The following is a 14,142-nucleotide window of genomic DNA, read 5'->3' on the forward strand; positions in this document are numbered from 1 at the left end:
ATTTTTATATATACATTTGTTTAATAACCTAGTATTCCGATAGGGTAATAGGTTTTTTTGAAAAAAAATGATTGTAGATCAAATGATATTAGATAAGGTAGCTACGAAGAAAACATCGTACGAGACTGATAGAACTTCAGAGAAGCCATTGCGTAGTATAGCAAAGGCAGTTAGTTGGAGGATTGTTGGTACATTGGATACATTGATAGTTTCTTACGTTTTAACTGGCGAGATAGCACTAGCTACTTCGATAGCATCAATTGATTTTGTTACAAAAATGATTCTTTATTTCTTTCACGAAAGAATTTGGAATCGTATTAAATGGGGAAGATAATTGCGGTTTGACTTCTCGACTGTGCTATAAGGGACAGAAAAAGAAATATTAAAAATGAAATTTACAGGAAAGGAAATAGAGAACTTAAATAATACGCTAAAGGATAAAACTCCTTTAGAGATTACTCAATGGGCCATTTTAAATGCGAAAAGCCCTGTCGTAACGACAAACTTTAGACCTTACGAAGCTGCAATTCTTAGTGTCTGTGCTAGTTCTCTATCCGATATTCCTGTGATCTGGTGTGATTCGGGTTATAATACTCCTAACACGTATAAACATGCGGAGGAAGTTATTGATTTATTAGAACTTAATGTACAATTGTATGTGCCTAAGCAAACTTCTGCTCATAGAGATGTGGTAATGGGAATTCCTGATATTGAAGATCCCAAACATAAAGAATTTACAGAGCAGGTAAAACTAGAGCCGTTTAAAAGAGCAATGTCGGATTTTAAACCAGATGTGTGGTTTACAAATCTTAGAAAAGGACAAACTGCATTAAGAGATTCTTTGGATATTTTGAGTTTAGGAAGTGATGGAGTGCTTAAGGTAAGCCCTTTTTATTATTACAGTGATGCAGAATTAGATGTGTATTTAGAGAAACATAATTTACCAAATGAGTTTAAGTATTTTGATCCAACAAAGGTATTAGGAAACAGAGAATGTGGATTGCATACGAATTAAACTAATTTGTTATTTATTTAGATCAAAAGATTATTAAAAAAAAGACTAAATTACATGGAAGTAATTGAACAAATAAAAGAACAAGTTGTGAATGCAAAAGTGCTAAAAGTAAATCCTTTAGAAAGTGAAGCGATTTACATTTTTAGAGAAGTTGTTGCTCAATTTGAGAAACCTGTTTTACTTTTTTCAGGAGGTAAAGATTCTATAACATTAGTAAGATTAGCCCAAAAAGCATTTTATCCAGGTAAAATTCCTTTTCCATTACTACATATAGATACAGGACATAATTTTCCAGAAACTATTGAATTTAGAGATCGATTGGTTAAAGAACTTGGTGTAGAATTAATTGTTCGTAATGTACAGGATTCTATCGATCAAGGGAAAGTGATTGAAGAAAAAGGTAAGTACGCCAGTCGCAATAGTTTACAGACTACTACACTTCTTGATGCATTAGAAGAATTTAAGTTTGACGCAGCTATTGGAGGAGCTCGTAGAGATGAAGAAAAAGCAAGAGCAAAAGAACGTATATTTTCGGTAAGAGATGATTTTGGTCAATGGGATGAAAAAAATCAGCGTCCAGAGTTATTTGATCATTTAAATGGAAAGATCGATTTAGGTCAGAATGTTCGTGTATTTCCGATCAGTAATTGGACAGAACTGGATGTTTGGAGTTATATTCAAAAAGAAGAAATCGAAATTCCTTCTATATATTTTGCACATAAACGCAAAACATTTATTAGAGATGGTATGATCTGGTCCGCAGAAGATGAGGTAGTGCATAGAGAAGATGATGAATTGGTAGAAGAAAGATTGGTTAGATTCCGTACAGTAGGAGATATGTCATGTACCGCAGCCGTACTTTCTGATGCAATTACAATCGATAAGGTTGTGGCAGAAATTAGAGAATCTACAATTTCGGAAAGAGGAGCTCGAATTGATGATAAAAGATCTGAAGCCGCAATGGAAAAAAGAAAACAACAAGGATATTTTTAAAATAAGTTGGTAGTTGTCAGTTGTTGGTTAATAGATTTTTTCCATCAACGATCAACCATTAACAATCAACTATAAAGAAATGGACGTATTAAAAATAGCAACAGCAGGAAGTGTAGATGATGGTAAAAGTACCTTGATTGGACGTATTTTATATGATACAAAATCATTAACCACTGATAAATTAGAAGCAATCGAAACTAGAAGTAAAGCGAATGGGTTTGACTATTTAGATTTTTCATTAGCGACAGATGGATTAGTGGCAGAACGTGAACAAGGTATTACTATTGATGTAGCTCATATTTACTTTTCTACAAAGACAAAAAGTTACATTATTGCAGATACTCCTGGGCATATAGAATATACCAGAAATATGGTTACCGGAGCGTCTACATCTCAGGCTTCGATCATTCTGGTAGACGCGAGAAAAGGTGTGATAGAACAAACCTATCGACACTTTTTTATTAATAATTTATTAAGAGTAAAGGATGTAATCGTAGCTATTAACAAAATGGATTTGGTTGATTTTTCACAATCAACATATGAAGCAATTAAGTCTGATTTTGAAAAATTAATAGCAAAAAGCGATTACAAAGAGCAGAACATAACTTTTATTCCGGTAAGTGCGTTACAAGGTGATAACGTAGTGGACGCATCCGAAAATACTCCTTGGTATAAAGGTCAAACGTTGTTAGAACATTTAGAAGAATTAGATGCTCAGGATGTATATGAAAAGGCAGAAGTACGTTTCCCTGTTCAAACTGTAATCCGTCCTAAAAAAGATGAATTCCATGATTTTAGAGGATATGCAGGTAAGCTATATGGCGGTGATCTTTCTGTAGGCGATGAGGTGACAGTTTTACCATCATTAACAACATCGAAAGTTAAAGAGATATTCTTTTTTGACGAGAAATTCGATACAGCTGGTAGAGGTAGTTCTTGCACGATTACATTAGAAGATGATGTAAATGTAAGTCGAGGTGATATGATTGTAAAATCATCAGAAAAACCTAGGGTTGAAAAACAGCTAACAGCTACTGTTTGTTGGATGGATGGTAAAGATCTTAATCCTGGAACTAATTATTTTATTCAGAGTGGAAGCAGTAGGATTTTGGCCAAAGTTAAAAATGTTAATGGAACAATTACTACTGATTTTTCAGGAGAAGATACTGCAAAGAATTCATTGGGTCTTAATGAGATTGGTAAGGTTCAGATACAATTAAGCAAACCTTTGGCTATTGATTCTTATAGTAAGAATAAAGCGTCAGGGTCATTTATATTAATAGATTCTCAAACCAATAATACTTCAGGAGTAGGTTTTATAGAGTAGATAAAAACCTTTAACCAAGAAGAAGAAAAACAGGAATTTTAGAATAAAAAAAACCTTTATACAAAAGTCATAAGTATGTTCTTTTTTAAAGGTTGAAATACGAAAGAAAATGCAAAGTTTTAGAACAGAAATAGAAAACCCAATTGTCGAAAAAGACATTATTGAATTAGCTAATAAAATAGAGCAATTCCATAAAGGGACGATCGATGAAGAAAAATTTCGTAGCCTTCGTTTAGCTCGTGGGGTATATGGTCAGCGACAAGAAGGAGTGCAGATGATTCGTATTAAATTACCATATGGTAAGGTATTGAGCAATCAATTGCGAAGAATTTGCGATGTTTCTGACGAATATTCTAGAGGGCGATTACATATTACAACCAGGCAAGATATTCAGATTCATTACGTAGATCTTAATAGAACACCTGAACTTTGGGCAGAATTAGAAAGGGATGATGTAACCTTACGAGAAGCTTGTGGTAATACAGTTCGTAATGTGACAGCATCAGAAACAGCAGGTATTGATCCAAAAGAACCTTTTGATGTGTCACCATATGCAGACGCATTGTTTCGTTTCTTTTTAAGAAACCCAATTTCTCAGGAAATGGGACGTAAGTTTAAAGTATCCTTTTCAGGTACTGAAGAAGATACTGGATTATCCTATATGCATGATCTTGGTTTTATTGCCAAAATTGAAAACGGAGTAAGAGGATTTAAAGTAATGCTTGCAGGTGGATTGGGCTCGCAACCAAGACATGCGGATGAATTATATAGTTTTTTACCAACAGATAAGATCATTCCTTTAATGGAAGGAGTGCTTAGAATTTTTGATCGCCATGGCGAAAGAAAAAGTAGAGCTAAAGCGAGAATGAAATTCTTGGTAAAAGATATTGGTTTAGAAGCTTTCAAAGAATTAGTAGAAGCAGAACAAAAAGCAATTGCTCAAAAAACTGTTATAATCGATGCTGAAGCTTATGTAGCATCAGTTCCGGTTTCCTTGGAAGTTCCGAAAGTAGAAGTTAAAGATCAAAAAGCTTTTGAATTGTGGAAATCTACAAATGTGATTGAGCAAAAACAAAATGGATATGTTGCTATAGGTATCAAGGTGCTTTTAGGTGATTTTTATACGGATAAAGCTAGATTGTTGGCTGATTTGGTGGAAAAATATGCTGCTGGAGAGATTAGATTATCTCTACGTCAGAATATTTTAATTCCTTTTGTAAAAGAAGATTTAGTATCATTTTTCTATCAGGAATTAGAGAAACTTGGTTTTGTAGAAGCAGGTTATAACAAAGCGGTTGATATTACAGCCTGCCCAGGAACTGATACGTGTAATTTAGGAATTGCAAGTAGTACGGGTATTGCCGAAGAATTAGAAAGAGTAATAAAAACTGAATATCCACAATATCTGGAGAAAGAAGATCTGGTAATCAAGATCAGCGGATGTATGAATGCTTGTGGACAGCACAATATGGCGAATATTGGTTTTCAGGGAATGTCAGTAAGAACAAAAGATAAATTAGTAGCTCCGGCTTTACAAGTGTTATTAGGAGGAGGAAATCTAGGTGATGGAAAAGGTCGTTTTGCAGATAAAGTAGTAAAAATACCAAGTAGAAGAGGACCAGAAGCATTACGTAGAATCCTGAATGATTTTGAACAAAATGCAAATGGTAAGACTTTTGTAGACTACTATGAGGATAAAGGAGAAAAATATTTCTATAATTTCCTTACGGATTTATCCAATGTAGATAATCTGACCCAAGAAGATTTTATTGATTGGGGAACTGAAGAGGAATATGTAAAAGCGATTGGAGTTGGAGAATGTGCAGGTGTAGTTATTGATTTGATCGCTACCTTGTTTTTAGAAAGTGAAGAAAAGATTGAAAATGCAAAAAAATCTTTTGAGAATGGGATATATTCTGATGCAGTATACCACGCTTATAGTTCTTTAGTGAATTCTGCTAAAGCATTATTGCTGGCAGAAAATAAAAAGACCAATACGCACGCAGGTATCATTAGTCAATTTGACGAAGAATTTGTTGCTAGTGGAAAGATAAAACTTGAAGGAACATTTGCAGATTTGATATACCAACTTCAGAAAAATGCACCGAACAGGGATTTTGCGGTCGATTATATTAAAAAATCAGGGCTATTTTTACAAAAAGTGCAAGCGTTTAGAGCGCTTGAAGTAGAAAATGTATAATATCTTTACAAAGTTTGTAAAACCTTTATTATAAAGATAATAAGTTATTAAAAATGAGTATTAAAACACCGAAATTAACAGTAGTTGGAGCAGGACCGGGAGATCCAGATTTGATTACGTTAAAAGCAATCAAAGCATTAGAATCAGCAGATGTGGTGTTGTATGATGCACTCATCAATGAATCGTTGTTGAAATATGCGCCTAATGCAGAAAAAATCTTTGTAGGCAAAAGAAAAGGATGTTACGCATATCAACAAGAACAAATTAATGAACTAATTGTTAGTAGAGCTAAAAGTCATGGACATGTAGTTCGATTAAAAGGAGGAGATCCCTTTATTTTTGGTCGTGGAGCAGAAGAAATTGGTTATGTTCAAGAATTTGGAGTAGAAACAAATATGGTTCCAGGAATATCTTCATCACTGGCAGTTCCAGCTTATCAAGGAATTCCGTTAACCAAAAGAGGTTCATCAGAGAGTTTCTGGGTGATTACAGGAACAACGAAATCCCATAAATTATCGCAGGATGTTCGCCTGGCGGCAAAATCTAATGCAACCGTGGTAATTTTAATGGGGATGAGCAAGTTAAACGAAATAGTTAGTATCTTTGCAGCCGAAAATAAACTCGACATTCCGGTAGCCATAATACAGAGCGGGACTACTGAAAATGAGCGGTTTGGGTTCGGTTCAATAAAAACCATAGAGCAGGTTGTGTCAGATAAAAAATTATCATCACCAGCCATTATTGTGATAGGTGAGGTAGTTGAGCAAAGAGTGAAATTAGCTTCGATTTATAAAGAAGTAAAAGAAGAAATCGTATCTTGATAGTTCAGGATAGCTATAAAGATGGAAGAAAGAAATAATTTATATCCGGTTTTTCTGAAAGTTAAAAATCTCGAAATCTTAATTGTTGGAGGAGGAAATGTAGCTGAAGAAAAACTTACGTTCTTATTGAAATCTAGCCCAGATGCTAAAGTAACAATGGTGTCTCCAATGTATCGAGATGATACGGTTACGTTAGCAAATAAGTTTGGGGTAGAAATGATTAAAAAGAAATATCACAGACGCTTTCTAAAAAGGAAACATATTGTGATTGCTACTACAGATGTTCCTGAAGTGAATATACAAGTGTATAAAGACTGCAGAAAAAGAAGTAAATTGGTAAATGTAGCAGACAACCCTCCATATTGTGATTTTTATATGGGTGGTATTGTAACCAAAGGTAATGTAAAAGTGGCAATTTCGACTAACGGAAAGTCACCCACAACAGCCAAACGACTACGTCAATTTTTCGAAGAAGTAATTCCAGAGAACATTGATGATTTAGTCAAAAATTTAAATGAATACAGAAAAACAATAAAAGGTGATTTCGAAGAAAAAGTGGAAACACTTAATGAATTTACCAAAGGATTAATAGGAAAAAAAGAAGTTGAACATGATCAAGACTGATATTCTAATCATCGGAGCAGGACCAACAGGATTATTTACTGTTTTTGAAGCTGGATTACTAAAATTAAAAACACATCTTATTGATGCATTACCACAACCAGGTGGTCAATGCTCTGAGATATATCCAAAAAAACCAATATATGATATTCCTGGATTTCCTGAGATTCTTGCAGGAGATTTGGTGAATAACTTAATGGAACAAATAAAACCTTTTGAACCTGGATTTACCTTAGGAGAAAGAGCCGAAACTATTGAGAAATTAGAAGATGATACTTTTTTGGTTACAACCAATAAAGGAACAAAACATAATGCTCCCGTAGTAGCTATAGCTGGGGGATTAGGTTCTTTTGAACCTCGTAAACCACCTATTCCGAATATTACTGATTTTGAAGATAAAGGAGTTGCTTATATTATTCGCGATCCAGAAGTATATAGAGATAAAAGAGTGGTGATTGCAGGAGGTGGAGATTCTGCCTTAGACTGGACTATTTTCTTAGCTGATGTTGCAAGCGAAGTAACTTTAGTGCATAGAAGAAATGAGTTTCGTGGAGCGTTGGATTCTGTAGAAAGAGTAGCTGAGTTAACGAAGTTAGGAAAAGTAAACCTAATTACTGAAGCAGAAGTTAAAGAACTAAAAGGAGATGATCACGTTACTGGTGTTGGTATCAAACATAAAACAGAAGGTGATATTCATTTAGATACTGATTATTTTATTCCATTATTTGGATTGTCACCAAAATTAGGACCAATAGGAGGTTGGGGATTAGAGATCGAAAAGAATGCTATCAAAGTAGATAATTCTTACGATTATCAAACTAACATTCCTGGGATATATGCAATAGGAGACGTAAATACATATAAAGGAAAATTAAAACTGATTCTTTCTGGTTTCCATGAGGCAGCTATTATGTGTCAGAGTGCTTATCAAAGAATATTTCCAAACAAGAAGTATGTAATGAAGTATACTACTGTTGGAGGTGTAGAAGGATTTGATGGTTCTAAAAAAGAGGCCAAAAAAGAAGTTGTAAAAGCTATAGTTTAAAAAACTTAGAATAACATAGTCCTCGCAGGATATACTGAATGATTTGGTATATTTGCGAGGATTTTTATACAATAAAGACAAGAAATATGTCAGATGTTACCATAAAGATAAAAGACAGAGAAGGAGAAATTCACGAAGTACAAGCTCCTACAGATATGGCTATGAACCTGATGGAAGTGTGTAAGGCGTATGAGCTTCCGGTAGAGGGAACTTGTGGTGGTATGGCAATGTGTGCTTCTTGTCAGTGTTATGTTTTATCTGATCATGAGCTTCCTGAAATGAGTCAGGATGAGGATTTGATGCTAGCAGAAGCTTTTTACGTTGAAGATAATAGTCGATTAGGTTGTCAGATTCCTATTACTCCAGAGTTAGATGGATTAGAGATTGAATTAGCTCCTGAATCCTAAAAAAACAGAATAAACTTGCAAAACAAAAGACTATACCTTTAATTTGTAAGCAGAATCGCAGTGAAAACTGTTTAGTTCATATATTTATTTAATATGTTATCAAGAAAGGTGGAGGGAATAGACCCTATGATGCCTTAGCAACCCTTTATATATCCTGATGCTTATCAGAATCTTAAAGAAGGTGCTACGTTCTATTCGTTTTAAAGACGAAATAGATAACAATGACACATAGCATTAGCTATTTCCATTTATTTTCTTGATACATACTGATTATATTCCTTTTGTAAGGGAAACTTAATACTATTTAATAATGTTACACCAAGCTTCCTCCATAGGCGGACAGGTGTCTAAGTGTTTTCATTATTAGTTTTAAAAAAAAGGCTTTGATAAGTTCAGCCTAACAATGGGTAAATGAAAGACATAAAAAAAATACTTGAAGAAAGAATTCTTGTGCTTGATGGGGCAATGGGAACAATGCTACAACGTCACAAATTTACAGAAGAAGATTTTAGAGGAGAACGATTTAAAGATTGGTCGGTTTCTGTCCAAGGTAATAATGACTTATTGAGTATTACTCAGCCTGAAGCGATTAAAGAAGTACATCGATTATACTACGAAGCTGGAGCAGATATTGTAGAAACTAATACGTTTTCGGGAACTACAATTGCTATGGCTGACTATGAAATGGAAGAGTTGGTCTATGAACTGAATTTTCAATCAGCAAAAATAGCAAAAGAAGTTGCAGATGAATTTACAGCCAAAGAGCCTCATAAACCACGTTTTGTAGCTGGATCAATTGGTCCAACAAATAGAACAGCTAGTATGTCTCCAGATGTAAATGATCCAGGATTTAGAGCGGTCACTTTTGATGAACTTAGGATTGCTTATAAACAACAGGTAGAAGCGTTATTAGACGGAGGATCGGATATTCTCCTTGTTGAAACTATTTTTGACACATTAAACGCAAAAGCTGCACTTTTCGCTATAGAAGAGGTAAAAGATGAAAGAAATATAGAAGTGCCAATTATGATTAGTGGAACTATCACAGATGCGAGTGGTCGTACATTATCTGGACAAACGGCGGAAGCTTTTTTGATTTCCGTATCACATATTCCGATGTTGTCGGTTGGCTTTAATTGTGCTTTAGGAGCTAGTCAATTAACTCCACATCTTGAGGTATTGGCTCAAAAAGCAAATTTCGGAGTTTCTGCACACCCTAATGCAGGATTACCAAATGCATTTGGGGAGTACGATGAAACTCCAGAACAAATGGCTGATCAGATTAAAGAATATATGGATAAAAGTCTGGTCAATATTATTGGAGGATGCTGCGGAACCACACCAGAACACATAAAAGCAATTGCCGAATTGGCTAAAAACTATAAACCAAGAGCTGTAGAAGTTTTAGCATAGAATATGAGCATAGAGGAAAAAAGAAAATATTTAAAACTGTCTGGACTGGAACCGATGATTGTTTCAGCGGAAACAAACTTTATCAATGTCGGAGAGCGGACCAATGTCGCAGGATCCCGAAAATTTCTTCGTTTGGTAAAAGATGAGAAATTTGATGAAGCTTTAGATATAGCAAGGCATCAGGTAGAAGGAGGTGCACAAGTTATCGATATCAATATGGATGACGGCTTGATTGATGGAAAAGAAGCTATGGTACGTTTTCTGAATCTCATTATGGCGGAACCTGATATTGCTAGAGTTCCTATCATGATCGATAGCTCTAAATGGGATATTATTGAAGCAGGTTTACAAGTTGTTCAAGGTAAATGTGTGGTGAATTCAATTAGTCTTAAAGAAGGCGAAGCAGAATTTATAGCACATGCTAAAAAAATAAAGCGATATGGAGCCGCTGTAATTATTATGGCTTTTGACGAGGTTGGCCAAGCTGATAATTATGATCGTCGTATAGAAATTTCTAAAAGATCCTATGATATTCTTGTGAATCGGGTAAATTTTCCTCCAGAAGATATCATATTTGATTTGAATATATTTCCTGTTGCAACAGGGATGGATGAACATCGAAGGAATGCGATCGATTTTATCGAAGCAACAAGGTGGGTTCGTGAAAATCTTCCGCACTGTAGCGTGAGTGGAGGTGTTAGTAATGTTTCTTTCTCCTTTAGAGGAAATGATAGAGTTCGGGAAGCTATGCATTCAGTATTCTTATATCATGCGATCAAAGCGGGTATGAATATGGGAATTGTAAATCCTGCTATGCTGGAGATATATGATGATATTCCTAAAGAACTATTAGACCATGTAGAAGATGTTATTCTAGATCGTAGAGAGGACGCTACAGAACGATTATTAGATTTAGCAGAATCTGTAAAAGGAACAAGTAAAGAGCGAATAATAGACCTTTCCTGGAGAGAAGAATCACTACAAGATCGCATTACCAGAGCTTTAGTAAAAGGTATTGATCAATATATTGTAGAAGATGTAGAAGAAGCAAGACAAAAAGCAGATAAGCCTATCGAGGTGATAGAAGGTAATCTGATGGCTGGAATGAATGTCGTTGGAGATTTATTTGGATCAGGTAAAATGTTCTTACCACAAGTAGTAAAATCTGCCAGAGTTATGAAAAAGGCTGTGGCTCATTTATTGCCCTATATTGAAGAAGAAAAGAAAAAGAATGCCCCCCAACCCCCAAAGGGGGAGCAATATTGGAAAACAGCTGATCCAATATTGTATGGATTAATGAAAGAACACGCTAATAAAATGCGAAATCAACCCACTGAAGCGGAAGCAATGTTATGGAATGCTTTAAGTGGTAAAAATCTAAATGGATATAAGTTTAGGAGACAACATATAATTGGATCATATATAGCTGATTTTATTTGTTTAAAAGAAAACTTAATAATTGAAGTAGATGGTTCAATTCATCAACTTCCTGAAAACAAATCAAGTGATGAAGAACGAACCCAATGGTTGGAGAAAGAAGGGTATAAAGTTATTCGTTTTACAAATGAAAAAGTAATAAATGAAATTGATTTTGTATTAGATGAAATTTTAGAAACTATTGAAAAAGCTTCCCCTTTGGGGACGGGAGGGGCTGGTAAAGTACTTATGGCAACAGTAAAGGGAGACGTGCATGATATAGGTAAAAATATTGTTTCTGTTGTGTTGGGCTGTAATAACTACGAAATTGTGGATATGGGGGTAATGGTTCCTCCAGAAAAGATTATTCAGACAGCGATTGACGAACAAGTAGATATCATTGGATTGAGTGGCCTGATTACACCATCACTTGATGAAATGGTTTTTTTAGCAAAAGAAATGGAACGTAGAAATTTTAAAGTTCCGTTATTGATTGGTGGTGCTACTACGTCAAAAGCACATACAGCTGTAAAAATTGATCCACAATACAAAAATGCTGTAGTTCACGTAAATGATGCTTCCAGAGCAGTTACAGTGGTTGGGGATTTACTTAATAAAAGAAGTAACCAAAAATATGTAGGCGATCTTAAAGAAGATTATGAGAAGTTTAGAGTAGGTTTCCTTAAAAGAACGAAACAAAAAGAATATTTAACGATTGAAGAAGCTCGTAAAAATAAATATTCGATTGATTGGGGTTCTTCCGAAATAATAGAACCAAACAAATTAGGAATTCAGGTTATTGAAGATCTTGATTTGAAAAAATTAGAACCTTTTATTGATTGGACGCCATTCTTTAGATCTTGGGATTTACACGGTAAATATCCTGCAATATTGACTGATGAGGTGGTTGGCGAACAGGCTACTTCATTATATAAAGATGCACAAGAATTATTACAAAAAGTATTTGATGAAAATTTATTAGGAGCTAAAGCAGTTTATGGTTTGTTCGAAGCTAACACTGTAGATCATGATGATATTGAAGTGGAATATAGTCACGCTGAGCAGGGTCGAAATGCAGATAATGAAAACTTCAAGTTTAGAACACTTAGACAACAATTGAAGAAGCATGCAGGTAAACCCAATTTTGCTTTATCCGATTTTATTGCGCCAAAAGAATCAGGTAAACAAGATTATATGGGATGTTTTTGTGTTACCACTGGGTTTGGAACTAAAGAATTGGCAGAAGCTTTTGAAGCAGATCTTGATGATTATAATTCAATTATGATTAAGGCATTAGCAGATCGTTTAGCAGAAGCATTTGCGGAGTATTTACATAAGAAAGTTCGTAAAGAAGATTGGGGATATGCCAGTGAAGAGCTGCTCTCTAATGATGAGTTGATTAAAGAATCTTATAAAGGAATAAGACCAGCGCCAGGATATCCAGCTTGTCCAGATCATCTGGAAAAACTTACGATTTGGGAGTTACTACAAGTAAAAGACAAGATAGGAGTAGAACTTACAGAAGGGTTAGCGATGTGGCCAGCAGCCTCCGTATCCGGTTATTATTTCGCAAATCCTGAAGCAAGATATTTTGGGTTAGGTAAAATAAAAGAGGATCAAGTTAAAGATTTTGCGCAGCGAAAGCATATAGATTTGGAATATGCAAAGAAGTGGTTAAACCCGAACTTACAAGATTAAATTAAACACTAATGATTATTATCAGGGTTTAAAAAATTTATAAGGAATTGCGTGAGGGATAGAGCGGCATGTCTGAGCTCTTTTATGATCCTACTGAGCTTGCCGAAGTGTGATCATAAAAAGCGAGTAGTGAAAGCCCGACCAGAGTGTAACGGAGGTCACGCCAAAATAAATAAAAATATCAACTAAGAATTATAAAGAAGAATGAAAGTTACTGATCATATAAAAAAAGCAAAAGGAAAGACCTTGTTTTCTTTTGAATTAATACCACCACAAAAAGGAAGAAGTATACAGGAACTCTATGATAATATTGATCCTTTGATGGAATTTAATCCTCCTTTTATTGATGTGACTACTTCAAGAGAAGAATTCATTTATATCGATCGAGAAGGCTTATTAGATAAAAAGTTGACTCGTATGCGTCCAGGAACTGTTGGGATCTGTGCGTCAATAACTCATAAGTATAATGTAGATACTATTCCGCATGTACTTTGCGGTGGTTTTACAAAAGAAGAAACTGAGTATTTGCTTGTAGATTGTCATTATTTAGGGATAGATAATGTGATGGCTTTACGTGGTGATGCCATGAAAGAAGAAAAGTATTTTAACCCAACAAAAGGAGGGCATTGTTATGCTAATGAATTGGTGGAACAAATCGTAAATATGAATAACGGGAGATTTCTTCACGAAGTAATAGAGAGCGATAATCAATCTGATTTTTGTATAGGAGTAGCAGGATATCCAGAAAAACATATGGAAGCTCCATCCATGGATTCTGATATCAGAAGATTAAAAGATAAAGTGGATGCTGGCGCGGATTATGTAGTAACGCAAATGTTTTTTGATAATAAAAGATATTTTGCCTTTGTAGAAAAAGCTAGAGAAGCCGGTATTAATGTACCTATTATTCCTGGAATCAAACCAGTAGCAGTAGCAAGGCATTTGCAGCTATTGCCACAAGTTTTTAAATTGGATATGCCAGATGAACTGGTAAGAGCAGTAGAAAATTGTAAAACAAATAAAGAAATTAGAGAAGTAGGAATTGAATTCGCGATACAACAATCCAAGGAGTTGATGGAATATGGAGTGCCTGTTTTGCACTATTATTCAATGGGTAAATCGGATAATATAAAAAAAATAGCTTCAGAAGTGTTTTAATTACTCATAAATAAACTTTTATTTTGTA

At 34.7% G+C, this 14,142-nt stretch carries 12 protein-coding genes and 1 riboswitch; all 12 genes read left to right on the forward strand.

The window, feature by feature from the left end:
* Positions 1-67 precede the first annotated feature (67 nt).
* The 12 genes from Q0910_RS08485 (at position 68) to metF (ending at position 14,114) form a co-directional block, all read left to right on the forward strand.
* Complete coding sequence (locus Q0910_RS08485) at positions 68-334, forward strand: DUF2061 domain-containing protein (RefSeq protein WP_118458690.1); 267 nt, start codon at positions 68-70, stop codon at positions 332-334.
* Positions 335-388: 54 nt separating this feature from the next.
* Positions 389-1,015: a phosphoadenosine phosphosulfate reductase family protein gene (locus Q0910_RS08490; protein ID WP_118458687.1), complete on the forward strand. Its 627-nt coding sequence runs from the start codon at positions 389-391 to the stop codon at positions 1,013-1,015.
* A 54-nt stretch (positions 1,016-1,069) separates the two neighbouring features.
* Positions 1,070-2,008, forward strand: coding sequence for a sulfate adenylyltransferase subunit CysD (gene cysD, locus Q0910_RS08495; protein ID WP_299214853.1), 939 nt, complete (start codon positions 1,070-1,072; stop codon positions 2,006-2,008).
* A 79-nt stretch (positions 2,009-2,087) separates the two neighbouring features.
* The gene (locus Q0910_RS08500) at positions 2,088-3,335 is read left to right on the forward strand and encodes a GTP-binding protein (RefSeq protein ID WP_299214856.1); all 1,248 of its coding nucleotides are present in this window, start codon (positions 2,088-2,090) and stop codon (positions 3,333-3,335) included.
* A 109-nt stretch (positions 3,336-3,444) separates the two neighbouring features.
* On the forward strand, positions 3,445-5,535 hold the full coding sequence (locus Q0910_RS08505; RefSeq protein ID WP_299214859.1) for a HEPN domain-containing protein: 2,091 nt from the start codon (positions 3,445-3,447) through the stop codon (positions 5,533-5,535).
* A gap of 53 nt (positions 5,536-5,588) precedes the next feature.
* Positions 5,589-6,356 carry a uroporphyrinogen-III C-methyltransferase gene (cobA, locus tag Q0910_RS08510; protein WP_299214862.1) on the forward strand — a complete coding sequence of 256 codons (768 nt, stop codon included), beginning with the start codon at positions 5,589-5,591 and terminating at the stop codon, positions 6,354-6,356.
* 21 nt (positions 6,357-6,377) lie between these two features.
* Entirely contained in the window at positions 6,378-6,980 is a 603-nt protein-coding gene (locus Q0910_RS08515) for a bifunctional precorrin-2 dehydrogenase/sirohydrochlorin ferrochelatase (protein WP_299214866.1), read from the forward strand.
* Positions 6,967-8,022: an NAD(P)/FAD-dependent oxidoreductase gene (locus Q0910_RS08520; protein ID WP_299214869.1), complete on the forward strand. Its 1,056-nt coding sequence runs from the start codon at positions 6,967-6,969 to the stop codon at positions 8,020-8,022. Before Q0910_RS08515 ends, Q0910_RS08520 begins: the two co-directional genes overlap by 14 nt.
* 86 nt (positions 8,023-8,108) lie before the next feature.
* Positions 8,109-8,429, forward strand: a complete 321-nt coding sequence (locus Q0910_RS08525; RefSeq protein ID WP_298317764.1) for a 2Fe-2S iron-sulfur cluster-binding protein — start codon at positions 8,109-8,111, stop codon at positions 8,427-8,429.
* A 93-nt stretch (positions 8,430-8,522) separates the two neighbouring features.
* Positions 8,523-8,651: riboswitch (SAM riboswitch) on the forward strand.
* A 189-nt stretch (positions 8,652-8,840) separates the two neighbouring features.
* Complete coding sequence (locus Q0910_RS08530; protein WP_299214872.1) at positions 8,841-9,842, forward strand: homocysteine S-methyltransferase family protein; 1,002 nt, start codon at positions 8,841-8,843, stop codon at positions 9,840-9,842.
* Between the two features lie 3 nt (positions 9,843-9,845).
* Positions 9,846-12,956, forward strand: a complete 3,111-nt coding sequence (locus Q0910_RS08535; RefSeq protein ID WP_299214874.1) for a vitamin B12 dependent-methionine synthase activation domain-containing protein — start codon at positions 9,846-9,848, stop codon at positions 12,954-12,956.
* A gap of 204 nt (positions 12,957-13,160) precedes the next feature.
* Positions 13,161-14,114, forward strand: coding sequence for a methylenetetrahydrofolate reductase [NAD(P)H] (gene metF / locus Q0910_RS08540; protein ID WP_299214876.1), 954 nt, complete (start codon positions 13,161-13,163; stop codon positions 14,112-14,114).
* Positions 14,115-14,142 lie beyond the last annotated feature (28 nt).

The organism is uncultured Aquimarina sp., assembly GCF_947495315.1.
In the GTDB taxonomy this organism is placed as follows: Bacteria; Bacteroidota; Bacteroidia; order Flavobacteriales; family Flavobacteriaceae; genus Aquimarina.

Bases quoted from the DNA above. Each gene is read 5' to 3' on its own strand.
- Q0910_RS08485 (WP_118458690.1), top strand. From the start codon at position 68: ATGATTGTAGATCAAATGATATTAGATAAGGTAGCTACGAAGAAAACA.
- Q0910_RS08490 (WP_118458687.1), top strand. From the start codon at position 389: ATGAAATTTACAGGAAAGGAAATAGAGAACTTAAATAATACGCTAAAG.
- cysD (WP_299214853.1), top strand. From the start codon at position 1,070: ATGGAAGTAATTGAACAAATAAAAGAACAAGTTGTGAATGCAAAAGTG.
- Q0910_RS08500 (WP_299214856.1), top strand. From the start codon at position 2,088: ATGGACGTATTAAAAATAGCAACAGCAGGAAGTGTAGATGATGGTAAA.
- Q0910_RS08505 (WP_299214859.1), top strand. From the start codon at position 3,445: ATGCAAAGTTTTAGAACAGAAATAGAAAACCCAATTGTCGAAAAAGAC.
- cobA (WP_299214862.1), top strand. From the start codon at position 5,589: ATGAGTATTAAAACACCGAAATTAACAGTAGTTGGAGCAGGACCGGGA.
- Q0910_RS08515 (WP_299214866.1), top strand. From the start codon at position 6,378: ATGGAAGAAAGAAATAATTTATATCCGGTTTTTCTGAAAGTTAAAAAT.
- Q0910_RS08520 (WP_299214869.1), top strand. From the start codon at position 6,967: ATGATCAAGACTGATATTCTAATCATCGGAGCAGGACCAACAGGATTA.
- Q0910_RS08525 (WP_298317764.1), top strand. From the start codon at position 8,109: ATGTCAGATGTTACCATAAAGATAAAAGACAGAGAAGGAGAAATTCAC.
- Q0910_RS08530 (WP_299214872.1), top strand. From the start codon at position 8,841: ATGAAAGACATAAAAAAAATACTTGAAGAAAGAATTCTTGTGCTTGAT.
- Q0910_RS08535 (WP_299214874.1), top strand. From the start codon at position 9,846: ATGAGCATAGAGGAAAAAAGAAAATATTTAAAACTGTCTGGACTGGAA.
- metF (WP_299214876.1), top strand. From the start codon at position 13,161: ATGAAAGTTACTGATCATATAAAAAAAGCAAAAGGAAAGACCTTGTTT.